The following is a 26,977-nucleotide window of genomic DNA, read 5'->3' as shown; positions in this document are numbered from 1 at the left end:
AAGGAGTAATAAATCATGAGCCGAAGAATCATTTTAGATTTAGCAGTTACGTTAGATGGTTTTATTGAAGGGAAAAATGGGGAAGTAGATTGGTGCATTATGGACCCGGAGATGGGGTTTATGGATTTCTTAAATCAAATCGATACGATTTTGTATGGCAGAAAAAGTTATGATTTATGGGGGCAATTTACACCTGAAACGGATCATCCGGAAACTGAACAAGAATTATGGTCAATCGTTCACAGTAAAGAAAAATATGTGTTTTCAAGGACGCAAAAAGGGAGCGACCATAAAGCAACTTACATCAACAATCATATCCTTGAGGAAGTACATGCATTAAAGAATAAGCCAGGTAAAGACATCTGGTTATATGGGGGAGCAAGCCTTATTACAACCTTTATCCAGTTAGGGCTGGTTGATGAATTCAGATTATCGGTTCACCCTGTCATTTTGGGAGAAGGAAAACCGTTGTTTATGGATATCAAGCAAAGGTTGAATTTAAAGCTGGTAAATGCAAAAACGTTCTCCACTGGGGTTGTACAGCTCATCTATCATTCGGATGGGAATGAAGTGAACCATGTTAACCTTGAGAAGACGCCATAGTTAAAACATAGTTCTGTTTGATCAGTTCATGGATTTCTTCTTCTGGTACGGTGCCGTCAAGAATACGAGTGCAGCTTGAATCTAATGACCATTTCGATGAATAAGGACAATTCATTGAAGTGGTCTTTGTTCATGGAACGCCGCCTGAAAGTGCCGTGTCCTTCCCAATCCGAGGTTAATACGCATTATAAGTCGAGTGAATCAATTTATACTGGTCATTTTACGCACGCGATCTATTTATCATCTTATTTGTTGCAAATGCAACATAAATAGATTAAACTACATCTATATTTTTATTGCATTTACAACATGAATGAAAACGAGGGAGTCAAAGTATGAAAGGAATTCTTCGTGAAATTGGAATGATCGCAAGGGCATTAGATTCGATAAGCAATATAGAATTTAAAGAATATGACCTGACGAAAGGACAGTATCTGTACCTTGTTCGAGTATGTGAAAACCCAGGAATCATTCAAGAGAAGTTAGCTGAGATGATAAAAGTAGATCGAACAACTGCAGCCCGTGCTATCAAAAAGCTTGAACTTCATGGCTTTATTGAAAAGAAAGAAGATCAACATAATAGAAAAATCAAAAAACTCTTTCCAACAGTGAAGGGGAAACATGTATATCCTTTTATAAAAAGAGAACATGATTACTCCAATACGGTTGCATTAGAGGGACTTTCCGAAAGTGAAGTAGAAGTCATGTTTAATCTGCTGCAAAGAGTCAGAAAAAACGTTGAAAAAGACTGGGAGTTTGTAAAAAAGGGCAACAAGAGATTGTATTGAATTACTAAATGGAGGAGAAACCAATTGACTCTAAAAATAAGAAAGTGCACGTTAGAGGACCTAGGCTTACTTCAAGACATCAGTGTTGAGACGTTTTATGAGACATTTAAAGATCAAAATTCACCTGAAAATATGAATGCCTATTTAGAAAGAGCATTTAACTTAAACCAATTAGAAAAAGAGATATGCAATAACTCTTCGGAGTTCTATTTTGTTTATTCTAATGGAGAAATCGCCGGGTATTTAAAGGTCAACAGCCATGATGCTCAAACTGAATGGATGGGCATTGATTCGCTTGAAATCGAGAGGATTTATATTAAGGGCCAATATCAAAAACATGGGCTAGGCAAGTTTCTGCTGAATAAAGCTATGGAAATCGCGATGGAACGTAATAAAAAGAGCGTTTGGCTAGGCGTATGGGAACGAAATGAAAATGCTATTGCTTTTTATAAGAAAAAGGGGTTTGTTCAAACAGGAACCCATTCTTTCTATATGGGGGATGAAGAACAGAAAGACTTTATCATGACCAAAACATTCATAGAGCACTGAAATGGCTTTCAGCTATTAATATGGTTAGATAATGAGGAGGTTGTACGATGGGTACTGAAATTGACAAAATTCATCATGTCGGGCATGTTGTCCAAGATATGGAGACGGCATTGGAGCTGTATCGTAAGCTAGGCTTCGTATCCACGCCGCCGGCGTATCCGACGATGGCGGAACAAGAGGGGGAGACCCCTAAACCGTTGGGAGCAGCTAATGCTCACATCGACTTCGTCGAAAATTTTATTGAAATCGTAACGATCGTGAAGGAAGGGGGGAGAATTCCCGACGATGCCCATCTTATTCCACTTTCGGCTCCTCCAGCTGTAAGATCTCGAATCATTGCTTCGATCAAACGTACGGTTGCGACGATCTCTGGATGTCTTGCCCGCTTTGAGGGGACGCATATATTGGTCTTCTCTACTTTTGATGCAATCACTTCTGCAGCTCGTCTGGAACAGGGAAAAGTCGGACATGGAGGTGTAAGTACCGTACAACGTCCCGTGGAGACGAAGACTGGTACTCAAATGGTACCTGTACGTTTATTGGAAGTCGATGACGACCAAGTGTCCGAAGGACGGTTGGCATTTGCCGAAAATCCACCTTCGAACATATTGAAGACAAAGATTCATACGGATCATCCGAATGGGGCAATCGAGTTAGTCGAAACGATTTTGTGTGTCGAGGATCCGGAGCTTATAGCATGTGTGGAGCGTTATCAACTTTATTTGGGAGTCGAGCCGCAAACAGAAGGGAGGGAATTTATATTTGATCTCGGTGGTGGACGCATTATGATCATTTCCAAGTCCCATTTAACCGATTTTCTTCCTGGAGAAGCGCTCCCTTCTTTACCTGGATTCGTTGGATACGTGGTAAAAGTGCGCGATCTTTCTGTCACGAGGCTGTACCTTGAATCGAATGGCTTTTCTGTGCTCGAGACAGCGAGAGGTGATGTTTTTGTACCGGGTGCCTCACTTCATGGAACCACGCTCATTTTTAGACAAGGTTGAGAATTTCGAATTCCACTCGACGACGCTATTGCTCCTCTTCAATTTGTAAGCGTAGAACTTCATGTTCTGCGCTTTTTATTATTTCTGTATCTTTTTGTGTGAAAAATATAGGCGAATTTTGTTCCATTTAAGTATTTACATTAGCAGCAGAAGGAAGGGGAGAACTCTGTTGAGGGCTGCCTAAAATTTTATTATTGAATAAAAAATTTATTGACAGTATAGGATAGGGGGGTATACTATAATTACAAATCTCACCGGTAAATAATGGTTTGAAATTAACTCACTTTCTAAGGCGGCCGCCGCGAGCGTTAATTTATTGAATCAAAAGAACCTGGTGATAAGTAGCTAAAGGAGGTTGGATTTATAATGTCAAAACAAGAGCAGGTTCTTTTACAAGCAGATCCAAAACGATGGATGGCACTAGCATTGTTATGCCTTGCGAATTTTATGGTGATTATGGATACATCGATTATCGGAGTTGCATTGCCAGCAATCAAAGAAGCGCTTGGATATACTCAGGAAAGTTTACAATGGGTCTTTAACGCTTATGTGATTTTCTTCGGGGGGCTCTTACTACTCGGTGGCCGATTATCAGACCTCTTTGGACAACGGCGCATGTTCATGTGGGGTTTCATGATTCTCACAGTAGCATCTTTACTCGCTGGTTTTGCATGGAACGAAGAGTCACTAAACATCGGTCGTGCACTGCAAGGATTCGGTTCCGCTTTAATAGCACCTTCAGCTCTAACCATCGTGATGATGTTGTTCAGCGGTAATCCTAAAGAATTGGGTAAAGCGCTGGGGTTCTGGGGTGCTTCGGCAGCTGCTGGAGGATCAGCAGGGGTATTTCTGGGTGGTGTTATAACGGAGTGGTTAAGTTGGCAATGGACCTTCTTAATTAATGTACCTGTTGGGATTGTCGCCTTACTCTTATCTCCTGGTCTTTTAGCAAAAGGTATACGTAGAAAAGGAAGCATCGATATAGCAGGATCCATATCGGTCACAGCATCATTGGTTTTAATCGTTTACGGCATCGTGACTGCAGAACATAATGGATGGGGAGCACCGATCACCGTGTGGACACTTATCGCAGGAGTGATATTGTTTATTCTTTTCCTCATCATTCAGCTAATCAAAAAGGAACCGCTTGTACCCCTTCGAATCTTTAAGGCGCCTAACCTGGCTGCCGGCAATATCGCGCTTATCATGTTATCTGGTGGTTGGATACCATTATGGTACTTCCTGAACCTTTATATGCAGCAGGTACTAAAGTTCTCAGCTTTTGCTGGAGGGATTGGTCTGCTTCCGATGACGATTTTGATTGCTATCTTCATGATCGTTATTACGGGCAAATTGATCGGTAAATTCGGTATAAAAGCAAACATTGTGATTGGATTGATTGCACTTGGAGGCTCAATGCTCTTATTCTCAACCAATACGCCTGTGGATGGCAGTTTCCTTATCAATGTACTTCCAGCTTCACTTTTAGGTGCTCTCGGAATGTCTCTAGCCTATATTCCTTCGATGATGGCTGCTATGTCGGGAGCCAAGCCTGAAGAAGCGGGGCTTGCATCTGGACTCGCTAATACAAGCTATCAGATAGGATCTGCTATAAGCCTTGCTATCATGGTAGCGATCGCTGCATCAACAACGGCTTCCATATCAGATTCTAATCCTGTGGCAGCTCTTAATAATGGTTTTCAGCAAGCTTTCCTTTGGTCTGGAATCGTTGCTTTTGCGGGTGCGATATTAGCCTTGATGTTTATCCGTTCTCCTAAACAGACAGATTCATCAAACGTTCCGAAAGCGATGTAATCGTTGAGCAACAAAACTGAAGGGATGGCTAACCAGAGTAATGACTGCTGTTTTGCAACTCAAGCGTAAACAGTGGGATTCATGCAATCTATTGATAGTTAAAAAACAAAAACGATGACTTTGTGGCATCGTTTTTGTTTATAATTGAAGATTCAATTTATCAACTGTCGGTAGACAAAAACATATATACTTGCCGATTAGATGGATGCTTGATGTTGATCAACATTGGTCTATTAGAGAGGAAATGAAACTTCATTCATACCAAGACGGCGTTTCTTTTTGCCTATCGGCGATTTTCAACGCTTTAGCGATCACGGAAGATTTACCAGCCTATGCGGATGATCAGGCCTTTCGGATCGCCCACTTCAAGGTAAGCGGCCTGACCGTTGACATCGTCATATGGAAACCCGTAGGCCAAACGGTTAATGCTGTGGTCGTGCCAGAATTTAGCGTAATAATTGGCAGGCGCAGCCTGATAGTAATTCGACACGTTATTCCAGTCATTAGTCGTATAAACATGGCGATTGATGGCTGCACAGGTTGCCGCATCCGTTAAAGCGCCGTCACATCGGAAAATATCCTGTGTACTGTATGGAGCGTACCCGCCGAAATAGTTGGCATTAGCGCCACCTTGTGCAAAAGAACCATGAATCGGTGCGACGATGCGATAAGGCGCTTGAATCGTGGCCAGCGATTTGAAGGCGGCAGGAACTTCGGCCTGGAATTTGGCGAAGATTCCGTTTCGGGTTTCGTTTTCGAACTCACCTACGGTTTGATCGAAGGAACCGGTTTTGTTGATCAGTCGATGCTGGATTGGAAAACCGAATCCGTCTACACGTGTCGTATTGCCGTGATAGCCAGCCGCGTCAATCGTGAATTCGACGAAATCGAAATAGATATCGCGGTTTGGATCGGTCGGATTGTTCAGATCGGGGCCGGCGAATCCATCGTTATAGGTCTTCAGGTACATTGGAGTGCCAACGCTAAGGAACATTCGACCTGACGTGATCCGGGGCAAGGTGACCCAGGAAGCATCGCTGACCTTGTGATAAATGTTGGCGTAGTTGATGCCGTTCTTGGTTAGATGTTCTGGTGCATCATTCAAGGCGCTGGAGATGGGGATCAGATTGCCATTGAGGTCCAGATAGCTCCACTGATTGTTAACGGGATTGATGCCGAGAACGCCCCAGTATATTTGTGAGTCGGTATAAGCGCCATTGGTCCCGTTCATGATCTTCACCGAGACGGAGCCGTTTGGAGGCATGGGAATTGAGGACGGATGAATGTCATAAATGGAGCCGGAAGTAGAGGGAGGTGGAATGGATCCGGCGGTGTAAGTAAAGACACCGGTGTCGTAGGCTGGAGTTCCGTTATTGTAAGTAAAAGAATACGCAATCACGTGGCCGGTGGCCATGCCAGAGATGGCCTGTTCATATCGGGATTTGCTAGCGTTGTAAGCCATTCTGAGATTTTGCTGTTCTCCGCTGTTTACTTTATAATGCACATCGACCCAACTCGTATTGACGGCGGATTTGAACCATACGGTAGCTGTACTTCCGGATAAATCGACGCCCTGCGTATAGTCTGCAGCTTCGGCTTTCGTACCGAAGATGAAACAAGAGGTCAGCAGCAACGACAGGATCAGCAGGTAAGGTATTCTCTTTCGCATCATCAGAGTTCCTCCTTTAGTATGGGCATAAAATCAACTTCGCAATTGGGTTTGAAACGGCATCCCTCCTTTGTATGGCGGTGGAATATGGCTGTCTGACTTAGAATTAATGTGATCACAAAAAGGATTATAATTTGTTTTACCAAAATATAGTAGTGTTGGAATTTCGGGCTGGGGTTCGCAATTTCGGATGTGGGCGCATTCATCGCGAAGTAATGACAATTGAAGGCAAACCAAAAGACAGCTAATCATATGGATTAGCTGTCTTTGTTGTTTCCCAAGCAATGATGTTCCTTGGATGTATATGACGACAGAGAGGATCAATCCACAACCACGAAATCATCATGCAATCTGCGGAGGCGGTAAGCGTTCATAGCGAATTCACGCAATTCCTCAAGGATGCTGTAATTTGCCCATGCGCCTGCAATAGCGCCGATCCCAGGCACCATCTGCAGCATTTTCCGAAAGTCCATGGCGTCGCGATACTCGATCTGAAATGTCTCCCAGTCCATATTCTTGGCGTAATCGGCATCGGAGCGCCATTGTTCCTTTTCTATATGCCAATGCTTGATGGAATCGAGCAACCTTGCACGGTTTTCTGGCCCGGAAAATGTCATTTGAAATACCTTGAGAATGAATACCCGCTCGGAGAAGTGTTTCGTATCATAACCGTAAACATGGGCCAGCTCAAACAAATATTTCATCTTGATCGCAATTAAAGCTGGAAAGTCCACCATGCTAAGCATAATGCCGCCAGCCCCTGTTCCAGCGCCCTCGGCAACAGCGATTTTTTGGTACAGGGCAAACAACTCTTTCGCTTCTTGATCGGCAGCCTCCAATTCCAGTGTACGCTCCACCGCGCGACTTGGCGTATATTCCGCACCGAACAATGCCGTGCGAACGATTGATCGAATGGTGGTCGTAATGATGCTGTGCACCTTCGGGGGAATCAAATGATTGATCCGATTGCCGATGGTTTTCGATGTTTTTTCCAGCCATCCCGGCGGTTTGAACATTTTTTGTTCCCAGTCGGCAATTTCCCTCTGTATTTTATGTTTGTAATCCATGATCAATCGCTCCTCCAAAAGTCTTGGCTATATTGTAACGAATATTTCCTTGATTCGGAACAGGCCGCGGAAGGTAGCGTACCTCGACTAAAGTCCAGTTTCGCATAGAGTTAAGAATAAGATGTATGGGTTCATCCCCAAGGCTATCAAAGGTTATCTCATTTTCTTGATAGTTAGTAGCAGGTTATTGGATCCACTTTTGAATCCATTGTGCAGTTATTTCCGGATGGGAAATGGGGAACTGATGTCCTAACGGTAAGTAAGTGATTGGATTGCGGCTCCATTCATTCGGAACAGAATACTCCAAATCTTTATCTCCCCAAAGGATGTTTAGCTTGTTCAAATCAATCCCGTCAGGATTCGCTTGAATCGAATGGGGGTTAGAAATAGCTGACATTACTTCCGAATTAGATGTTCTAACTCGAGGCGACTGCAAATCTTCCATCACGTAATCTAAATAGGAATCAGGGATCTCCTTCTCATTCAAAAAGCTTCCGTTTGCCAAGAGCCTTCTTTTGAACATCGATTTATTCATCAGTGATAAAAAGAACTTTGTTACATGGGAAGAGCGATATTTGTAATGTGCGGGATGTAAAACAGGTTGCAATAAAATTAACTTTTTAATTCGCTCTTGAAGTTGTTCTGCTGCGTGCGCTGCGACCAATCCTCCAAAAGAATGTCCTATTAAGATAACCGGTGATTGAAAGCTAAGGATCAAATCAACAACGGAATTGATGTATCCAGCCATCGTTTGGGGATTGTGATGATAAGGTGACCGTCCGAAACCAGGCAGATCTACAAGCCAAATCGGTTGGTGAGGCAAGGAGTTTGCCAATGGAATAAAGCAATCCGCACCAGCAAATGTACCATGGAGCATGATGATCGGTATTCCGTTTCCTTCCCTAACCAGTGCAGTCAAGTTCCCAACCCGGCTATTGTGAAAATTATCGGAATAGATTGAATCCTTATGGGACAAACGATAGTCCAAGTCAGTAATAACAAAAGGCAAGGTAGTTTGTTGAAGCGATATATTCAAATTGTGTTTATATCCCATTTCTTTTATTGATGTTGTAGGGAAATCAGGCTTCACAATAAATTCCATAGAGGCTTCAGGGATTTTTACTAATTTTCCTACTCCCATACGAAGTAAACTTTTCATTAATTTTAGCGAAACTGTGCCTACAGGAGCTTTTACACGAACTTCTTTTGCGATTGCTGTAACGAGCTCCTTCATGTTAGGAGTATTATATTTCTCATCCAGCAAAAAATATGTGTTGTTTAGCGGTTGCTCCTCCTCAACTAAGGCAGATACCAAAGAGGCAACATGATCCACATGAACCATAGGAATCCAGTGTTCTTTTCCTCCAGGGACAAAAGGCATTAGTTTTCTCCTAGTGGAATCGACCAAAATACTTAAACCACCGAGCTGCTCTGTCTTTCCAGTTATGGAATCTCCAATTACGACGCTGGGGTTAACGACAGACAAAGGTATGCCTAGATCATGCATGGTTTGTCGAATATACATATCCGCTTTAAATTTCATTTGTTCATAGGGCGGGGCTTTCTCTAGATGGAAGCCCGTCTGATCATCTGAGAAATTCTCCTCGTTATATGGACTCATAAATCCGACTACGTGAATGAATTGCTTCAAAGCTTTCTTTTGATGAACCGATCGAGCAATTGAGGCAATTTCCTTGGAGGCTTGAAGAAAGACCCGTTCTGCTGCGCTTTGATCCAGTTCTATGTTCATAGGGCCACCTGCATGAATAATGATATCGGAATCCATGACTAGCCGTAGGTCATTCCCCTTTAACCCCAGATTTGGCTGGGTTAGGTCGCCCAGGACGGGAACCACATTTTGATGTCCAGAAGGCACTAATGAGTTTACCATGTTGTTGAATTTGTTCATGGAACGAACCAAGACAATGGTGCGATGATGTTTTGGCATAAGCTTTATGATCTGTTTGCCGATAAAACCAGTCCCGCCTGTCAAAAAAATATTCATAGTTGAAATTTACTCCTTCGATCTAGTACTGTTCAGTACTAATAATGGACAAAAAATTACTTCTTTAGCAAAAATGCTATAGAAGTAAGGATATTATTTAATAATAAGGGGTTGTTTGTGGCTTTGGTGAGGAACAGTCCGCCTTCTATTGAAGAGATAATCAGTGCTGCTGTTTGTTTAATAGGTGTTTGTTCCGGTAATTCTTTATTTCGAATGGCTTCCGATAACAGTTTTTCGAGTAGATTGGTTTGATGCTCGAAGAAATCCTTAACCATTTCTTGGACTTTGATCAAGTCATTAGAAACTTGAGTAAAGAAGGTAATAAACGGGCATCCTCCTAAGTAATCAGTTCCAGCATTATCTTCAGTTATAGCTTTCAAGAGACTTTCTAACTTTTCAGTTACGGACAAGTCCGATCGGCCTAGAACGGTGTCGATCCGCTCTTGATAATGAATGATAAACTGGCTCATAATTTGTAGCAACAAATCCTCCTTACTTTTGAAGTGATAATAAATGTTAGTTTTTGAAACTTTACAATGGTCAACGATATCATCCATGCTTGTTAGCTGATAGCCTTTTGTTAGGAACAAATGTGCGGCAACTTGTAGCACGGTATCACGATTCGATTTTCTTTTTCTTTGTTTTTCCATACTAGTACTATATAGTACTAGTTTGAGAGTGTCAACTAGAGGAACCTGATGCTTCAGTGCTAACAAATAACATATTCGAAAATATAATATTGTAGACATGACGCTCCGGGACTGCTGTCTTTGCTTGATGGGTAAAACGGATGAGATAAGGTGTTAAGGTAAAATAGGACCATTTAAGTTTTGCACCGAGCCGAAGACACCTCATCTTTAGTTTTTATCGATTAATGTCTTGTTGCGTCAAAAACTTGTTAAGCGAATGGGAAGGATTAACTATAACTGTAATCTACCTTCAATTATGTATTACAGATGATATAATTCGGTAAGATAGCATGTAAATAAATTGAATAATCCGGTTATGTTTCCCAAATCGAATGTATGAAATAGTTAAAGGAGAGATGCTATGAATTTTAATGAGGTTGTTTCAATCGGTGATACATATTTGCTTCCGTTAATATCCGAATTGTACGGGTTGGAGGGTTATGAAATCCAGCTGATTCCACCCCATGATGGAGGGCGGAATGTCGTATATACATGTGAGAAAGAAGGAGCCAACGCAAAAATACTCCGAATCGCTTTTTTACCTGACAGAAGCCGGGAGGATTTTCTGGGTGAAGTAGAATATGTTCGGTATCTGTTCGAGCATGGAGGCAGTGTCTCCAATGTAATCAGCTCCCGGAAGAAGAAGCTGCTAGAGGAGATTACCTATAATAATCATACCTTCTTTATCTGCCTGTTTGAAAAGGCTACGGGAAAAATGCTGGTAGAAAATCATTATCGGTACCGGGATGGAGCTCCAATTACCGAATATTTTTATAACTGCGGTAAAGTCCTGGGGAAACTGCACCACATATCGAAAGGGTATACACCTGTCCATCGCCGGCATCATTTTTTTGACAAATTCAATGCCGAATATATCGATAAACTGATTCCTGAGTCCTTACCTCAGCTTAAGGAGAAGCTGGTAGAGCTCCTTAATACTCTACAAGGATTGGACAGGAACCAAGAGACTTTTGGTATGATCCATTTTGATTACAACGATGGGAATTATTCAATAGATTTTGATACAGGGCAAATCAGCGTATATGATTTCGATAATTCATGTTTCGGTTGGTATATGTTTGACTTGGCCAGTGTCTGGGGAAACGGAGTGGGCTGGATCCAATTTGAACCAGACGCCGGTAAACGTAAAAAGTTTATGGATGATTATTTTGAAACCGTCCTCGCGGGATACAGGTCCGAGACCACGATCGAAGATTCGATGTTGGATCAGTTGTCTTTATTTATTCAGGTGGGTGTGGGTGTCATGGAAAATATTGTTGATGCATTCGAGGTAATGCAGAACAACGGTGAGGAGCCGGAGTGTGACGAAGGACTGTCGTATCTTATAAAATGCATGGAAGACGATATCCCGTATGAAGGATTTTTTCATGACATTTACTCTTGTGAAGAACCATTTGAGTATGAGGAACGAAAGATTTAGTCTTTTAGCAGCCTTTGATAATATGCGGGTGACGATTGAATCTGATATTAAGTCAGAAACTAAATGGGATGGAGAATTAAATTCACAGGAGCTTACTAATTTAGCTGCTTGGTTGGCTCCGCCGTAAAGTAAATTTCGTTATATAACATGCACTTTGTAAACTTCTTTATGACCTCACATTCGTATTGCCCTTTTTGAAATAAATTTAGGTAACTAATCTCGCTGCGGATGTATTTCCCATCATCGTACCAGTTCATAAATCGATTGTTAAATGTTCTGTTCATACAAAAATACGGCTCCATGACGATAACCTTCCCACCTGGTTTCAAAACTCGCTCAAACTCGATCAAATATGAACGAATCTGATCATCTGATATATGATGAAGAACGGCAACGACAAAGATATAGTCAATGGTATTATTCTCTACAGGGATCTGGTATTCATCAAATATTTCAAATTTATGGTTGGGGTACAGCCTTTTGGCGAGACGAACCCGATCCATATTGGGTTCAATGCCAAGATACCGATCTGAATGACAAAGAGAGCAATTGGCTCCAGTACCCGACCCAAAATCAAGAATGAACTTATTCTCCAATTGGAAATGGTTTTGGATATGGTCATGGATGTATTTTTTTGTAATCCATTGGGGACGGACAAACCAGTGATACAGGCGCGGGGATAGAGGCATAGTGTAAACAAGTCACCACCTTATTTTATGTAACTCAAAAGTTAATTTAACTCATTATGGCATTCGATATACTTAGAAAACATAACCGGTTTCCTTCGTTTTAAGAAAAGCAAACCGTTTGTATAAACAAAGCAGCCGGAGCTTTGAATCCGACTGCTTTATTCTTTTTACTGTTCAAGAAAATTATTGAATAGACCTCATCATTCGACCCCATGCATTTCTATTCGACCTGCGTCTATATGCCATTCCAATGAGTGTGGCACCGACACCTACAGCTAATAAAGACATGACGGTTTTCTGATTATTGATTTTGAAAGGGATCATCCGCTGCATACCATTTCACTCCTTTTTCTGGGATATTTGTTCGGGCTTCGAACTATCGTATTATGGGTAGGTTTTTAACTCTTCATTCAGAAAAAGTATGGTTACCATTTTGTTTTACCATTTGTTTTCCTTCAAAGAACACTTGGGTCCATGGGGTTCACGCAGCAGGATGTTCGCAAAGAGCTTGCGGTATTTAGCGGCGTTGTATTTTTAACGTCTTCTATGGTCCAGTTTTCAGTGATCTGATATTTGCCCGTTGATTGGTGTCTGGCTTGATCGATGGAATCGTAAGTTCACAATGATGGGTGTTGACAGTTCATTGCGGTTTCCCTTAAAAACATTATGAAAATCATTGTGACCAGTATATTTGTTCAAGATCAAGACAAGGCACTTGAGTTTTATTCAGAAAAGCTGGGGTTTGTCAAAAAGGAGGACGTTCTCGTCGGAGAATTTAGGTGGATAACGCTTGTTTCTCCCGATGAGCAAGAGGGTACCAAGCTTTTACTCGAACCGAATGACCATCCTGCCGCCAAAGAATATCAGAAGAAGATACTTGCCGATGGCATCCCAGCAACGATGTTTGGGGTTGCAGATATTAATAAAGAGTATCATCGATTGTTGGAAAACGGCGTGAAGTTTACGATGGAGCCGACAAAAATGGGCGAACTCACAATAGCTGTCTTCGACGATACATTTAAATGAGATTGATGTCATTCTAGAATAGTAGGGCCCCTTGTAGGTTTACCAAATGAATATAATTGTTTTCATAGGAACAAGCTACTACAATTGGATTAGCGTGTATAAAACAAAATTGGCGTCTACTTCTTATGAGATTTTGCAACTTGTCCAAATGAACAGCAAAGAGAGCAGCAGAGGGGGAAACTGCAATGAAAAACAATGAATTAAAGAGAGGGCTCGAAGCTCGTCATATTCAGATGATTGCTTTAGGCGGCACAATCGGTGTCGGATTATTTATGGGCTCTGCAAGCACGATCAAATGGACAGGTCCTTCGGTGATGCTTGCGTATGCAATTGTAGGGGTATTTATATTTTTCATCATGCGCGCAATGGGGGAAATGCAGTATGTAGAACCGAACACGGGGTCATTTGCGACCTTTGGACATAAGTACATTCATCCTTTGGCAGGGTATGTGACGGCTTGGAGCAACTGGTTCCAATGGGTTATTGTCGGGATGGCGGAGATCATTGCTGTTGGGACGTATATGAAGTACTGGTTTCCGGATTTACCAGCCTGGATACCAGGGCTCGTCGCAATCCTGATTCTCGGTGCAGCCAACCTATTCTCTGTGAAATCATTTGGTGAATTTGAGTTTTGGTTTGCGATGATTAAAATCGTTACCATCGTCCTGATGATTGTTGCAGGGTTTGGTCTGATTTTGTTCGGAATAGGCAACGGTGGGCATGCGATTGGATTTTCGAACTTGTGGCAGCATGGGGGCTTTTTTACTGGCGGGTGGTCGGGGTTTTTCTTTGCTCTCTCGTTAGTGATCGGGGCCTATCAAGGAGTCGAACTGATCGGGATTACAGCAGGTGAGGCAAAAAACCCGCAAAAAACGTTAATGCGCGCGACGCAAAGTATTATCTGGCGGATTTTGATCTTCTATATTGGCGCGATTTTTGTGATTGTTACGGTCTACCCTTGGAATCAATTGCAAGCCATCGGCAGCCCGTTCGTTGCTACATTTGCGAAAATCGGCATTACTGCAGCGGCGGGGCTGATCAATTTTGTTGTCATCACAGCTGCCATGTCAGGTTGTAATAGCGGGATTTTTAGCGCAGGACGCATGCTTTATACATTGGGAGTCAATGGACAGGCACCGAAAATATTCACGAAACTGTCCCGAAACGGCGTGCCCTTGCTTGGAACGATTGGCGTACTCGTGGGATTGGGCATTGGCGTGATCTTAAGTTATATTTCACCCGAAAACCTGTTTGTGCACGTGTACAGCGCCAGCGTACTTCCCGGTATGGTACCGTGGTTTGTCATTCTAATCAGTCAAATCAATTTCAGAAAAATCAAGGGGGATGCCTTGCAGCATCATCCGTTCAAAATGCCTTTCGCCCCGGTGACAAACTATGTGACCACTGCCTTTTTGCTTATGGTACTGGTCGGTATGTGGATGAACGATGAAACTCGCATTTCCCTGATTTCCGGCATTATTTTCTTAGGTATTGTTGTGATGAGTTATTACGCTTTTGGGGTTGGCAAGGCAGCTCCAATACACGATCAAACCAATCATGAAAATAGCAACAAATGAATTGGAAGACTTCCATTTGAAGATACTAATAAACATCCCATTCTCACCAAAAGAGAAATGGGATGTTTTAATTTGAAAGTTGAATCTATGCTTGTCTGGATATGCGAAAATAGGGGGGAGCTGGAACTGGCCAAGCTCATAATCATATGGGTTTAACTGGTACTGCTTATGGGCAGTATAAGTTTAATCGCTCTTGTAAACCTTTTACGACTTCTTCGGGTATCTCCCTGACCTTGATATCTTCACCTAGGAAAAGCAGCCAATTGGTTATTTCGGTTAATTCTTCTGAATGATGAACATTGATAAAAGTCTTTAAGGTGGCTGTGGTTTGGTACGGATTCGTATATGAAACTGAAAACTTTAAAGGATGGTATTTTTTGAACTGGGCAATCGCCTTTGGACCGAGATCAAGGACAAGGTTGATTTCTTCTTCCTGCTTACTTAGTTGTTCTAATATCTTTTTCTTACTTACTCTTTTTTTCGTAGGGTATGGTTCTACATGGGTGAGATTGTCGACAGGTACAATTCGCCTCTTCTCTTCGTCCAAGTCAAAACCTTCAATTAGCCATAAGCTTTTTTCACGATAAAGATGCAAGAGATACATGGGATAAGACTTGATTACCTTCTCTTCTTTGATGGAAAGCCATAAACATCTGTCCAGAAGCAGGACCTGAATGAGTTTATCTAACATCGGGTGGGGCAGGTCAGACAGATCAAGAAGGTCGGGGTTATGAGGGTTGGTTCCTTCAAAAAGCAATATCTGATTTAACAGAACAAGGTCATCTTGCTGGTTTTCCGAGATGAGGCCTAGTAATTTTTCAGCTAAAGACTGACGACTCTTTAGATAAGGGAGTTGTTGATTTCTTGTCGCCATAAAGGCAATAAACAAAGCTTTAATTTCATTATCGGTAAAGCGGACTGTGGGCAGGACAGAGTTGTTCATGACAAAATACCCCCCATCCCTCCCAACTTCAGCGACAAGTGGCATCCCCATCGCTTCAATTTCTCTGATATCTCGAATCGCTGTCGAGCGAGAGATATTAAATTCCTGCATGATTTCAGATATAGTAAAGTGGGCACGATTATTGATATAGCGCATGATGATATTAATTCGTTCAACTTTTTTCATAGGGCCTCCACTAAACAGTATCATTTTTTGACACGATTTAAGGATATTATAAACCCATCAAGTGAAAAGACAAATCATTTGATAAATTTAAAAAAGAGGAAGGTTTTGAATATGACAAATTTTACGCTTGAGGAAAAAGACAGCTTTATCGTTTTAGGAATTGGAACTGAGCTGCAGAGCGATTACACAGACTATGCTGGCATAAACCAAGAGAAAGCAGACTTTTGGGAGGCTGTGAAACAAGATGGTAGGCTTGATACTCTGAAGACCATCGCCGCAAATGACTACATTTTTGCCGTGAACGAAGCGGTTAATAATAAGATGATGTATTATGCTGGTGTTATGACAGAGGCATCTCTACCCGAAGCAACCAGGGTTATTCAGTTTCCTAAGGGGGAATACCTTGTTGTTAAAGGGGAAGGGAAGACGGCTGAAGAGTTGAGTAATACACTTACTGGCATTGCCTTCGGACAAGTTTTGCCGGAAGCACAGAATTTTGCCTATGTTGGTGGGCCAAATGCAACGGTTGAGATGGGGCAGCGAAACGGGCTAGTATTTGGTGAAGTATGGATTCCCGTTGTTAGGAAATAAGTGAACACTTCCGATGCAAGCTTTGCTCGAAGCAGGTTCTAAGTAGTAACGCTCACAAAATTTTTTAGGAGGGATGAATATGTCCTATATCGTTGATTTTAAAAATGTGTCTACGGTTGGTTTAGAATCTTCCCCCGTAGCAGAAGCGCTTGCTGGTTTACGAGCGAATGAAGCCCGTTACTTTATGAACAAATACAAGCATGAATTTACGGTTGTACCAGCAAGCGAAAGCCAGGAGACCCTGGATTATGTAAATCGAATTTTAAAAGAAGAACGTGATATTGAGTTTGCGGCCAAACCATTAGAAACGTCGCGTTTTCAAGTGGAGAATATCCAATTTGCCTACGTCTTTTATGAGGATGGTCTTGGACTCAACGTCATGTATACGATTGATGACCCTAAGAAGCGGGCCGTTGGTTTCAAGCTTTCTGAGGGGATGGAGGTACCACCGGAGTTAGAAGGAAAGTTTAAGTTTGCCAGGCAGAAGTCTAAATTAGCCGGAACGATTCGAGGCTCATTTTTCGTCATTAAGGGAGAATATTAAAGTCTTCATCAGTAGTAACTCGAAAAGCAAACACGCCTTGCGGCGTGTTTTTTGCTTTTTGCAGCATTTCATCCAATCGCTCATGATGTGCATAGTCCGACCTCGCGATCGCTGGTTAAGCAACCCTACAGTTGCTTATACTGGATATATGAATTGGGACAAAGACGAATATTCAAAGCACTAGGAGACTCGACTCGGCAGCTTATTTTAGACGAACTATCCGAACGCAACGCGCTTACGTTGTATGAACTAACGGTACGTCTCATTATGAAGCACGACCTGTCCATTTCGCGACAAGCGATAGCCAAACATCTTTCTACATTAGAAGATGCAGGGCTCGTAAAATCAAAACGAAAGGGAAAATATCGAGTAGTTATATTCAACAACGAACCACTTAAAAATTTGCTGAAAGGATGGATAGAGTAAATGAAGATCATTGTTACCAGTATATTCGTACAAGATCAAGACAAGGCACTGGAGTTTTATACAGAAAAGCTGGGGTTTCTAAAAAAGGAGGACGTTCCCGTCGGAGAATTCAGGTGGATAACGCTTGTTTCTACCGATGAGCAAGACGGTACCGAACTTTTACTCGAACCGAATGACCATCCTGCTGCCAAGGATTATCAAAAGAAGATATTTGCCGATGGGATCCCAGCGACAATGTTTGGTGTCGCGGATATTCAACAAGAGTATAAACGATTAGTGGAAAAAGGCGTGAAGTTTACGATGGAGCCGACAAAAATGGGCGAACTCGCAATAGCTGTATTCGACGATACATGTGGCAACCTTATTCAGATTGTGCAAAAGTAACACACATAAGAAGTCGCGGAATCCGCGGCTTTTTTTGTTTTATACCCAAAACAATATAAAACCTTATCAGCTTCAGCCCATACACGACATCGAACTCCTTCATACGTTATATGTAACCTGCCTAATTGGTGGATGAAAAGTATGATCAGTTATTAATAAGGAGTTGGATAGATCGTGAAATCAGAAATTAAGCTTACAGGGCGAGTGATTTTTAAGGGTGATCCTGGTTATGAAGCCGCTCGTAAGAATTGGGATCCACATACGGACAGATTCCCTAAAGTTTTTGTCTTCGCTCAAAAAACACAGGATGTTTCCAATGCCATAAGATGGGCACGTAAAAATAATGTCCCTATTCGTCCGAGAAGCGGAAGGCATGCTCTAGAGACCAACCTTTCACAGGTTAATGGAGGCATTGTCATCGACGTTAGCAAAATGAAGAACATTAAGTTGAATAAAAAAAGTGGCACTGCTGTAATTGAGACAGGTAATCGGGTAGGAAGAATTGTAGATACGTTGGCGCGGCAAGGCTATATGGCTCCATTTGGTGACAGTCCAACGGTTGGTATCGGCGGAATCACACCTGGCGGGGGAATTGGGCCGCTGCAAAGAACGACAGGTCTCATCTGCGATAATCTGGTCGAACTCGAAATGGTTGATGCTAAAGGGAGAGTCATACGGGCGAACAAAAAACAAAACTCCGACCTCCTGTGGGCTACCCGCGGCGGCGGTGGCGGTAACTTCGGTATATATACCAAATATAAATTAAAAGCACTGCGCGCTCCAGCCCACGCTACCGTATTCCGCATCACCTGGCCATGGGAGCAGTTCGAAAAAGTCGTAAAAAAGTGGCAAGTATGGGCACCTAACGCCAGCACCAAGTTGGGCAGCGAATTAAGCATCGGTCCCAAAAAAGGCGGGAATGTCAGTATGTTGGGGGTGTACCTGGGATCAAAAAGCGAGGCCATCCGCCAGTTAAAACCTATTCTTAGCGTGGGGACGCCTACTCAAAAAACCATCCGGTTGCTACCATATATAGAAGCCACGAAGTTTTTGCTGGCACCGGATCCGATTCTTACCCAAAGGTTTAGCAATCAGTTCTCCAGCGGCTTCGGCAGACGCCCATTTCCGGATAAAGCCTTTAAAGTTATGCGAGAGTTTTTAGAAAAAGCAGAGGGAGGGACCCCAGCCGGTTTCTACTTCCTTAACTGGGGTGGGGCTGTAAGTCGGATCGCACCAAAAGCTACAGCATTCTATTGGCGAAAAGCTAAATTCTATGTCGAATGGAACAGCTCATGGGTGAAGCCATCTCATGCGGCTAGAAATATTGCCTTAGCCAGAAACACCAGGAAGAAACTGCAGCCTTATATTGTAGGGTCCTATATTAACGTTCCAGACCAAGGCATAAAATGTTCAGGGCCGGTTTATTATGGAAAGAACTTTGCCAGATTAAGAAAAGTAAAAGCCAAATACGATCCGAAAAATGTATTTAACAATCCGCAGAGCATTCCACCGGCTTAAAGAAGCAGTGCAGCAAAGCAACTATGGTTTGGATTCAGAAAGTTTGAAAATCGTAGGGAGGTAAATAAGCAGCAAGATGCTAAGCATCGTTTATAACCAGAAGGGCCATTCTGTGTGGGATGGTCCTTTTTTTGAGTTGTTTCTATTTCGTAATTATTACGATTTATATTGACAAAGGATAATCCCCGCCGTATAATCCTTAATCGTAATGATTACTATTAAATGGAGGGATTAAGTATGAAACTTAAACTTGGGATGGGAGTAATTTTAGTAGCATTGGGGTTATTGTTTGCAGGGTGTCAAAACGCTGATCCTAATGAGAATCGTCCTATCAATGAGACTGAGGCAGACAGCGGTACTCATGAAAGCAGCAACAATCATAATCATGATGATGAGGACGACCACAACCACAACCACAACCACAACCACAATCATGATCAGAAAACAGAAGCGATCTACAAGGGGGTCTTTGATGACAGCCAAATCCAGCATCGCACACTGTCAGATTGGGAAGGAGACTGGCAATCGGTTTATCCATACTTGCTGGATGGAACACTGGATGAGGTGTTTGTGCACAAAGCGGAGGATACCGGAAAAATGACGGCGGCAGCGTACAAGGAATATTATGAAGTCGGCTACAAGACAGATACGGAACGTATTGTCATCGAAGGTGACACCGTCACGTTTTTCACGAACGGTCAGGAGCAGTCGGTCGAATACCAAGCCGATGGATACGAAATACTGACTTACGAAGCAGGTAACCGCGGGGTCCGTTACATATTTAAGTCGGTTGAAGACATCGAGGGACTGCCTCGCTACATTCAATTTAGCGACCATCGCATCTCGCCAAGCAAGTCTGATCATTTCCATTTATATTGGGGAGACGACCGCGAGGCTTTACTTCAAGAGGTTGCGAATTGGCCTACCTATTACCCGTCCGCAATGGATGGCCATAGCATTGCCCATGAAATGATGGCACACTAACGGCTTCGATGCTCGATATCGGCATTCTGGAGTACATCACCGTTGATTCTGGGTAACATCAAAAACTTTGAACCTAATGAAAGCGGTCGGAAATTTGAGAAGGGGCATCAGGAGGCTTTAAAAAAAGAAAAAGAACTATTAGAGCGATTGAAGCAATTGCCAGATGGTGAACAAAAAGCCAAAGAAACCAAACGAATGATCGACCTTATCCGGAATTTCATCGGTTATCGGGAATATCCAAAATACGGCATGGTGAATCGCTACTTCGTTTATAAGCAGGCTTTACTCAAAGAAGCCGAACAACTCGTACAAGCGGGCGTTATTCATGAAAGAGAAGATATATATTATCTCACGTTTGAAGAACTTCACGAAGTCGTATGCACCAATAAACTGGATGACCCGGGTTGCATGGTCGAGCAGCAAGCGAATCTTGCAAACCAGACAGATCATCAGCAAACGAAAAGACGAGTACAAATTGTATGAAAAACTAACTCCTCCACGTGTTATCACGTCGGATGGCGAAATCATTGCAGGTAAGTACAAACGAGAAAATCTTCCAGCTGAAGCGATTGTAGGTCTAGCTGTTTCTTCCGGTGTTATAGAAGGGCGAGCACGTGTCATCTTAAACATGGAAGATGCGGATCTGGATGATGGAGATATATTAGTCACCTCCTTTACTGATCCCAGCTGGACACCTTTATTTGTATCCATAAAAGGCCTGGTCACCGAAGTGGGTGGATTGATGACCCATGGAGCCGTTATCGCGCGTGAATATGGCTTACCCGCCGTTGTCGGGGTGGAAAATGCCACTAAGCTGATAAAAGATGGGCAACGAATTCGCGTGCATGGAACAGAAGATCGAAATATTGTGATGACTGAATAGGTGAAGTAAGAGGCGATTTATCCCCAGTAGTATTACTTGGAGTAAACCGCCTCTTAAACCTTTTCCACCGTCAGAATTGCTTCTTCTTCAGAAAATCATCACCTTGGGTTGTGAGGAGAGTAGCCCAATAAGTTCCCGTCAAATGGGATGACCTGTTCTGTTTGGATGACTCCATCGAGTCGGAATTCGACTAAACGCTGTGCCCCGGGAAACCTCAATTTTTCTTCCTCACTAATATCCCAAACGATTGTTGAACGTCCAGTAAGCTGGAGTGTTCTGCCCATATGGAAATCAAGAAATAAGATCCTAAATGCGTTTCGATGGGACACAACATTTCTATTCATTAAGAATGGAGGATCTAGAACAACTATTCCCTGGTTTGATGGGGATCGTCCTCAATGTGAAACCGGAGCTCATCGAGTAGGGTTTTTGTAGAAAATGGAAAAAACTTCAATGGAGCAGCGGAAGAACACTACAACCGTTCCCTTGAGTTTTTTTGTAAAGGAGAAATTTGTATGAGTAATGTTTTTGTGAAAAGTGAGTTTGCACCTTTAAAAAGAGTCGTTATGGCTCAATCTGAAGTTGTATTTCCATCGAAAATGTTTTGGGAGATGAGTTAGAAAAAAGAGGGGTTAAAGTAGAATATGTAGATTTTAAAATATCAAGAAGTTTCGGTGGATCTTTCAGATGTAGCACTCAACCTCTTTTAAGAAGTGATGACTAAATAGATTTTGAAAGTCGCATAAATTGCGGCTTTTTTTGCTTTAAGTATATAAATTCGTCAAATTTATCGTCGAATCGGATCAAAACACAAATCTAGATTATTGTATTTGGATTGACCATATCAACGTATGTTATCATAGTAAAGCAATGAGTAATTTTAAAACTGAACGAATACTTGGAGGGAGTACTCATTAATAACGTCGACCTGAATGAAGCAATGTCCATGTTAAAGAAGACGAGCCGTACTTTTTATATACCCATAAGCTATTTGGAATTAGGAATAAGGGAGGCAGTTGCATCTGCCTATCTATGTATGCGAGCAATAGACGAAATCGAAGATCATCATGAACTCACTGACGAATTGAAAGTTGAATTACTTTTTGGGATTTCTGAAATATTTAAATCCCAGGATGTTATGGAAGTTATGGAAGCAACACGAAGATTACTATCACCTTATCGGGCGGTATTACCGGAAGTTACGATGCAGCTAGATAAATGGGTGCTTCTTTGTCCGTCTTCCGGAGTCGCCATCGTAAATCATTACATCGCAAAGATGTCGTTACATATGTCTGATTGGGTTCAGAACGGGTGGAATATTCATACAGAAGAGGATCTGGACAGATATACCTATAGCGTGGCTGGTATGGTTGGAGAGATGTTATCAGAACTTTGGTTATGGCATGACGGGACGCAATCTGATCTAACAAAAGCGATTGCCTTCGGAAGAGGACTACAAGCAGTAAATATACTCCGAAATAGAGATGAGGATCTTAAACGTGGTGTTGACTTCTTTCCTGATGGTTGGGGATTTAATGAAATGCACCAGTACACATGCCGTAATTTACAAATCGCCGATTCTTATGTCGCAGACCTAAAGGATGGTCCAGCGCTAAAATTTTGCAAGATTCCACTAGCGTTAGCTCATGCTACCGTCAAACTCATTTCTGCGGGCGGAAGCAAATTAACGCGGGATACTGTTCTAAAAATTGTGAATCGTGTGACTGGATAACGTAATTGTTCATAGTTAGACTTGGATAAGGAGCCGTAAGCTATGGTATATCGGCTTCTTTCTGTTGTTCTTCTATCCTTTTGAGCAATGTGACAAGAATGTCATACGGAATGGAATATTGTTAGGTTAATCGATGGGAATATATAGACGTCTATCTTATACTGGAAAAGGCTTGAACGAGTTTTTTCCGAAGGAGGACATCCATTGATGACTGATGTAGTTAAAGCAATAATACTTGGCATAATAGAGGGCTTAACTGAATTTTTACCGGTATCGTCTACTGGACATCTTATTTTAGCAGGCCATCTACTTAGCTTTGAGGGAGACGCTGCAATAACTTTTAAAATTGTGATCCAGTTGGGTGCAGTCATGGCAGTTCTAATTCTTTATTGGAAAAGGTATTTGCAGATTGGGGCTAATCTGATTAAAATGGATTTTTCCCAAAGTAAAGGATTAAATGTTATTCATATGATTTTGGCTATGTTACCAGCATTAATCCTGTATCTTGTCTTCAAAGACACAATAAAAAGTCAATTATTCGGCCCAACCCCTGTCTTGATCGGTCTAGTTGCCGGTGGCTTGTTGATGATCGTCGCAGCACGGAGCAGAAGAACTAAAACCGCTGATACGATGGATGGGATTAATTACAAACAAGCTTTCGGGATTGGCCTGTTCCAATGTTTGGCTTTGTGGCCGGGATTTTCAAGATCGGGGTCCACGATTTCCGGTGGACTTTTGCTTGGTACTAGTCAAAAAGCCGCCGCAGATTTCACATTCCTTATTTCCGTGCCTGTTATGTTTGGCGCAAGCTTGTTAGATTTATACGTTAGTCGCGATTTGCTGAATGCTGACGATCTCTTTCTAATGTTAATTGGCTTTACGACATCCTTTATTGTGGCCATGATTGCAGTAGTGACGTTCATCAAACTGATTAAGCGACTTCGATTGGAATGGTTTGCTCTGTATCGTTTTGTCTTAGCAGCGCTCTTCTATTTAATCGTCATACTGTAAGGTCCTAGCATAATTAGATGAAACGCAGCCGGAAAGCTGCGTTTTTTCTTTGACATTGAACCCGGGAGAGTCCGCCGTCGTCTATTTATCCGATTTGGGCAACGTCAAGAGCTTGCCGTTCATTCCTGTCTCGCAGCCGGACGTGAACGAGGACTTGGATACTTGGAGAAAGGCATTAACGTACCGACATTTTGATGTGTTGCCTCCAGACTCCTTGCTTGGAACGTATAGGTTCACGGGAGGAATGGAGCTGTCTCCATTCGGCGCTTATGGGGGCTCCGAGACGGATATCGCAGCTTTGCTTGAAGAGATGAAGGCCGAGAGCGAAGAGTCGGGAAAAGATTTTATATGGAGAAAAACTTCCATTCTAACCTCGTTTCCGTTGTTATCGTACACCACCGTATATCGCAATTCAGATCAAGAGAGGCTGTATTTGGTCATGGAAACACCTCGCGATTCCAAAGTGAAAATACAGACGTTAGCCCCATCATCAGCTAAATATGAAGAAATGGAGCTGAATGGACACGACGCCCATTATTTAATAAACGATTCATATGTATATACCGATAGCCATATCTACCAAGAAATCAGCTGGATGATCGAAAAAGAGGGGCAGGCGATCATATATCGGTTAGGCAGCGATTCGCCTGCGATGACAAAAGAGCGACTAATGGAAGCCGCAAAAAGTATATAGGCTGATAACGTCTGGACGGTCAGGATACATCGCTCCGGAGATATGGTGATGATGCCGCGTAAATCGCGGCTTTTTTTTTATTGAACGAGAGCATACCTTTAGCTGGTTGTTTGCTCCCAGAAAGGGGCCAAATTGACCGATATAACCTCAATGACTTCTTCAAACATCGTTTCCACTGAACGATCTTGAGGGTTCCAGCTCCATTGCAAAGCGGATCCGAATATGCCCCAACTGATAACGAGTGCCGCAGCTTCCAATTTTTCTTGCGAAAAGCCCTGTGTGTCCATTTCATTTACCCGTTTAAGCAGAAGTCGATGAAGATCCTGACGCATGGCATTTTCAAACATCGCTTCAAACTGCTTGTCTCCTGGCGTACTACATTGTCGAAACCGCAAAAGAAAATCGAATATGGTTTGAAAAAGGATGCGCAAATTGTCCGCATTGCATCTTGTTTGTTCCGGCAGTCTATCCTTTATAGTCCTTTGGAACTTTTCCGTCATCCAATATTCAAGAAAGTCATATTTATCCTGAAAATGAGCATAAAATGTTGTTCGATTTACGGTTGCTTGATTCGTGATATCGTGCACAGAAATGGAATAGATGTTTCTCTTTTTCCCAACCAAATCGTTAAAAGCCTGCACGAACAATTGACGGGTTCTTTTAACACGCGGATCCTCGGGATTTACCGACATTTTATCCCCCTCTTTCTCTCAAATTCAATAACAGACAAAAGGGCAAAAATGTTGGGAACACAACAAAAACAGCTTTTTGCAGGTTGTTTGCATAACTCAATCCTTTTATCTTTTACTTAAGAGGTTGTTCAAAAAGTCACTTAAAATCCATTGAGCTGTTTGTGTCTGATTCAGCGACTTTTGTTTACACGCACCTATACGATTATGATTGCACAAACAAAATCGTATGGCAAACTCTTTATCTGATTTGCAAACGAAAGGATGAGTATAGAAATGATTGTTGTTACAGGAGCGAATGGAAAATTAGGCCGGAAGGTCGTAGAGGAACTTCTCAAGCGTGTTCCTGCCGGGGATATTGGTGTAAGTGTCCGTGATGTGAACACGGCACAGGATCTAAAAGAACGAGGAGTTCGTGTCCGGCAAGGAAATTTCGATGATTCCGAAAGTCTTCTACACGCCTTTGAGGGAGCGTCTCAAGTTCTTATTATCTCGTCCCACTCCTTGGGAGAAGTTGCTGTTCGCCAGCATCAAACCGCAATCGACGCGGCTAAGAAAGCGGGTGTTGGTCGACTGCTGTATACTAGCCAAATGTTTTCATCTGCAACGTCGCATTTTCCTCCCATGAACGTTCATGCTGCTACAGAAGAGATGCTAAAATCTTCGGGAATGGCATTCACGTCGCTGCGAAACGGCTTTTATGCCGCATCAGCAATGATGTGGATGGGTGATGCATTGAAAACAGGGGAATTGATTGCTCCGGAAGATGGTCCTGTTGCCTGGACCAGCCATTCCGACCTGGCTGAAGCCACAGCGGTCATCTTGACAGAGCAGAGATATGACGGTATGACCCCTCACCTTACGGCTTCCGAAGCGATTGATATGGGTAGAATTGCATCGATTGCTTCCAAGGTCTTGGATCGACCGATTCGGCGAATTGTCGTGTCGGATGATGAATATCGAAACCACTTGATGTCCCGAGGACTGCCGGAAGCGATGGTCGGCATGCTTACGGGTATGTTTCAGGCAAGTCGACAAGGAGATTTCTCGCAAACCAATCCGACTTTGGAAAACCTGATTGGCAGATCCCCAGTGAATTTTACGGATTATTTAAAAGACTCGATCTCCCAATGATGAGAGTATAGTCGGTCTTTATACACCAGTGAAATAAAAACACTGAATCATAAGAAGGAAAACCAAGGTCTAACTTTAAAATGGAGCAAAAACAATTTATATCGGCGGACAAAATGCTATTAACTCAACAGGTGAGCTAATTGGAGCTGGCGATTTGGAAATGCAGTCAAAGCAGGCGCTTCATAATAACGCAACGATTTTAGCGTCTGAAAATGCAAGTTTCGCCAATCTGGTTAAACTAAATATCTATTTAGTTCATGGAAGTGACCCGCGAATTGGATACAAAGCATTTCAGGAGGTTTCCGGTATATTAGATAATCCACCTTTGGTTACCGT

The 26,977-nt window shown here is 42.4% G+C and carries 24 protein-coding genes and 1 pseudogene; 19 read left to right on the top strand and 6 right to left on the bottom strand.

The annotated features are described in order from the left end of the window. Positions 1-15 precede the first annotated feature (15 nt). From MKY48_RS18165 to MKY48_RS18145, 5 genes are all read left to right on the top strand, one after another. Positions 16-603, top strand: coding sequence for a dihydrofolate reductase family protein (locus MKY48_RS18165; protein ID WP_339265208.1), 588 nt, complete (start codon positions 16-18; stop codon positions 601-603). Positions 604-938: 335 nt separating this feature from the next. Continuing rightward, complete coding sequence (locus MKY48_RS18160) at positions 939-1,391, top strand: MarR family winged helix-turn-helix transcriptional regulator (RefSeq protein WP_339265207.1); 453 nt, start codon at positions 939-941, stop codon at positions 1,389-1,391. Between the two features lie 24 nt (positions 1,392-1,415). Next, complete coding sequence (locus MKY48_RS18155; RefSeq protein ID WP_339265206.1) at positions 1,416-1,940, top strand: GNAT family N-acetyltransferase; 525 nt, start codon at positions 1,416-1,418, stop codon at positions 1,938-1,940. Between the two features lie 47 nt (positions 1,941-1,987). Continuing rightward, positions 1,988-2,944 carry a VOC family protein gene (locus MKY48_RS18150; RefSeq protein WP_339265204.1) on the top strand — a complete coding sequence of 319 codons (957 nt, stop codon included), beginning with the start codon at positions 1,988-1,990 and terminating at the stop codon, positions 2,942-2,944. Positions 2,945-3,310: 366 nt separating this feature from the next. After that, on the top strand, positions 3,311-4,759 hold the full coding sequence (locus tag MKY48_RS18145) for an MFS transporter (RefSeq protein ID WP_339290220.1): 1,449 nt from the start codon (positions 3,311-3,313) through the stop codon (positions 4,757-4,759). Between the two features lie 322 nt (positions 4,760-5,081). Here the strand turns inward: MKY48_RS18145 and MKY48_RS18140 are convergent, their stop codons facing one another. The 4 genes from MKY48_RS18140 to MKY48_RS18125 all read right to left on the bottom strand — a co-directional run bounded on the left by MKY48_RS18140 (position 5,082) and on the right by MKY48_RS18125 (position 10,150). Continuing rightward, positions 5,082-6,431 (bottom strand): glycoside hydrolase family 64 protein, encoded by a 1,350-nt coding sequence (locus MKY48_RS18140; RefSeq protein WP_339290218.1) that lies wholly within the window; start codon positions 6,429-6,431, stop codon positions 5,082-5,084. A 317-nt stretch (positions 6,432-6,748) separates the two neighbouring features. After that, positions 6,749-7,495 (bottom strand): EcsC family protein, encoded by a 747-nt coding sequence (locus MKY48_RS18135; RefSeq protein ID WP_339265198.1) that lies wholly within the window; start codon positions 7,493-7,495, stop codon positions 6,749-6,751. A gap of 184 nt (positions 7,496-7,679) precedes the next feature. Continuing rightward, entirely contained in the window at positions 7,680-9,500 is a 1,821-nt protein-coding gene (locus MKY48_RS18130) for an alpha/beta fold hydrolase (RefSeq protein WP_339265196.1), read from the bottom strand. A gap of 56 nt (positions 9,501-9,556) precedes the next feature. Next, on the bottom strand, positions 9,557-10,150 hold the full coding sequence (locus MKY48_RS18125) for a TetR/AcrR family transcriptional regulator (protein ID WP_339290215.1): 594 nt from the start codon (positions 10,148-10,150) through the stop codon (positions 9,557-9,559). 400 nt (positions 10,151-10,550) lie between these two features. On the opposite strand from MKY48_RS18125, the gene MKY48_RS18120 reads away from it, so the two are divergent. The 3 genes from MKY48_RS18120 to MKY48_RS18110 all read left to right on the top strand — a co-directional run bounded on the left by MKY48_RS18120 (position 10,551) and on the right by MKY48_RS18110 (position 14,922). Beyond that, a complete protein-coding gene (locus MKY48_RS18120; protein ID WP_339290213.1) occupies positions 10,551-11,630 on the top strand; it encodes a phosphotransferase in 1,080 nt (359 codons plus the stop codon). 1,355 nt (positions 11,631-12,985) lie between these two features. Continuing rightward, entirely contained in the window at positions 12,986-13,345 is a 360-nt protein-coding gene (locus tag MKY48_RS18115; RefSeq protein WP_339290211.1) for a VOC family protein, read from the top strand. A gap of 185 nt (positions 13,346-13,530) precedes the next feature. Further along, a complete protein-coding gene (locus MKY48_RS18110; protein ID WP_339290209.1) occupies positions 13,531-14,922 on the top strand; it encodes an amino acid permease in 1,392 nt (463 codons plus the stop codon). Between the two features lie 166 nt (positions 14,923-15,088). On the opposite strand, the gene MKY48_RS18105 is transcribed toward MKY48_RS18110, so the two are convergent. Then, positions 15,089-16,051, bottom strand: coding sequence for an HTH domain-containing protein (locus tag MKY48_RS18105; protein ID WP_339290207.1), 963 nt, complete (start codon positions 16,049-16,051; stop codon positions 15,089-15,091). A gap of 111 nt (positions 16,052-16,162) precedes the next feature. Between MKY48_RS18105 and MKY48_RS18100 the strand changes: the two genes are divergently transcribed. From MKY48_RS18100 to MKY48_RS18055, 10 genes and pseudogenes are all read left to right on the top strand, one after another. Further along, positions 16,163-16,642 (top strand): GyrI-like domain-containing protein, encoded by a 480-nt coding sequence (locus tag MKY48_RS18100; protein ID WP_339290205.1) that lies wholly within the window; start codon positions 16,163-16,165, stop codon positions 16,640-16,642. A 79-nt stretch (positions 16,643-16,721) separates the two neighbouring features. Further along, positions 16,722-17,186 (top strand): phage tail protein, encoded by a 465-nt coding sequence (locus MKY48_RS18095; RefSeq protein WP_076321528.1) that lies wholly within the window; start codon positions 16,722-16,724, stop codon positions 17,184-17,186. 153 nt (positions 17,187-17,339) lie between these two features. Beyond that, positions 17,340-17,612, top strand: coding sequence for a transcriptional regulator (locus MKY48_RS18090; RefSeq protein WP_339290202.1), 273 nt, complete (start codon positions 17,340-17,342; stop codon positions 17,610-17,612). Further along, the gene (locus tag MKY48_RS18085) at positions 17,613-17,996 is read left to right on the top strand and encodes a VOC family protein (RefSeq protein ID WP_339290201.1); all 384 of its coding nucleotides are present in this window, start codon (positions 17,613-17,615) and stop codon (positions 17,994-17,996) included. Positions 17,997-18,170: 174 nt separating this feature from the next. Next, positions 18,171-19,514: an FAD-binding oxidoreductase gene (locus tag MKY48_RS18080; RefSeq protein ID WP_339290199.1), complete on the top strand. Its 1,344-nt coding sequence runs from the start codon at positions 18,171-18,173 to the stop codon at positions 19,512-19,514. A gap of 237 nt (positions 19,515-19,751) precedes the next feature. Further along, on the top strand, positions 19,752-20,498 hold the full coding sequence (locus MKY48_RS18075; protein ID WP_339290197.1) for a metal-binding protein ZinT: 747 nt from the start codon (positions 19,752-19,754) through the stop codon (positions 20,496-20,498). A gap of 39 nt (positions 20,499-20,537) precedes the next feature. After that, positions 20,538-21,381, top strand: a pseudogene (locus MKY48_RS18070) (PEP-utilizing enzyme); the annotation flags it as partial. Between the two features lie 940 nt (positions 21,382-22,321). Beyond that, positions 22,322-23,113, top strand: coding sequence for a squalene/phytoene synthase family protein (locus MKY48_RS18065; RefSeq protein WP_076321522.1), 792 nt, complete (start codon positions 22,322-22,324; stop codon positions 23,111-23,113). A 207-nt stretch (positions 23,114-23,320) separates the two neighbouring features. Then, the gene (locus tag MKY48_RS18060) at positions 23,321-24,124 is read left to right on the top strand and encodes an undecaprenyl-diphosphate phosphatase (RefSeq protein WP_339290195.1); all 804 of its coding nucleotides are present in this window, start codon (positions 23,321-23,323) and stop codon (positions 24,122-24,124) included. Between the two features lie 49 nt (positions 24,125-24,173). Next, positions 24,174-24,818 carry a hypothetical protein gene (locus MKY48_RS18055; protein WP_339290193.1) on the top strand — a complete coding sequence of 215 codons (645 nt, stop codon included), beginning with the start codon at positions 24,174-24,176 and terminating at the stop codon, positions 24,816-24,818. A gap of 98 nt (positions 24,819-24,916) precedes the next feature. Here the strand turns inward: MKY48_RS18055 and MKY48_RS18050 are convergent, their stop codons facing one another. Next, on the bottom strand, positions 24,917-25,510 hold the full coding sequence (locus MKY48_RS18050) for a TetR/AcrR family transcriptional regulator (protein WP_339290191.1): 594 nt from the start codon (positions 25,508-25,510) through the stop codon (positions 24,917-24,919). Positions 25,511-25,783: 273 nt separating this feature from the next. Between MKY48_RS18050 and MKY48_RS18045 the strand changes: the two genes are divergently transcribed. Continuing rightward, positions 25,784-26,641, top strand: a complete 858-nt coding sequence (locus MKY48_RS18045) for an SDR family oxidoreductase (protein WP_339265164.1) — start codon at positions 25,784-25,786, stop codon at positions 26,639-26,641. The last annotated feature ends 336 nt before the right edge of the window (positions 26,642-26,977 follow it).

Source organism: Paenibacillus sp. FSL W8-0187 (genome assembly GCF_037969755.1).
Lineage (GTDB): Bacteria > Bacillota > Bacilli > Paenibacillales > Paenibacillaceae > Paenibacillus_AQ.
The sequence above is the reverse complement of the archived record's forward strand: the minus strand, read 5'-3'. Positions and strand labels throughout refer to the sequence as shown.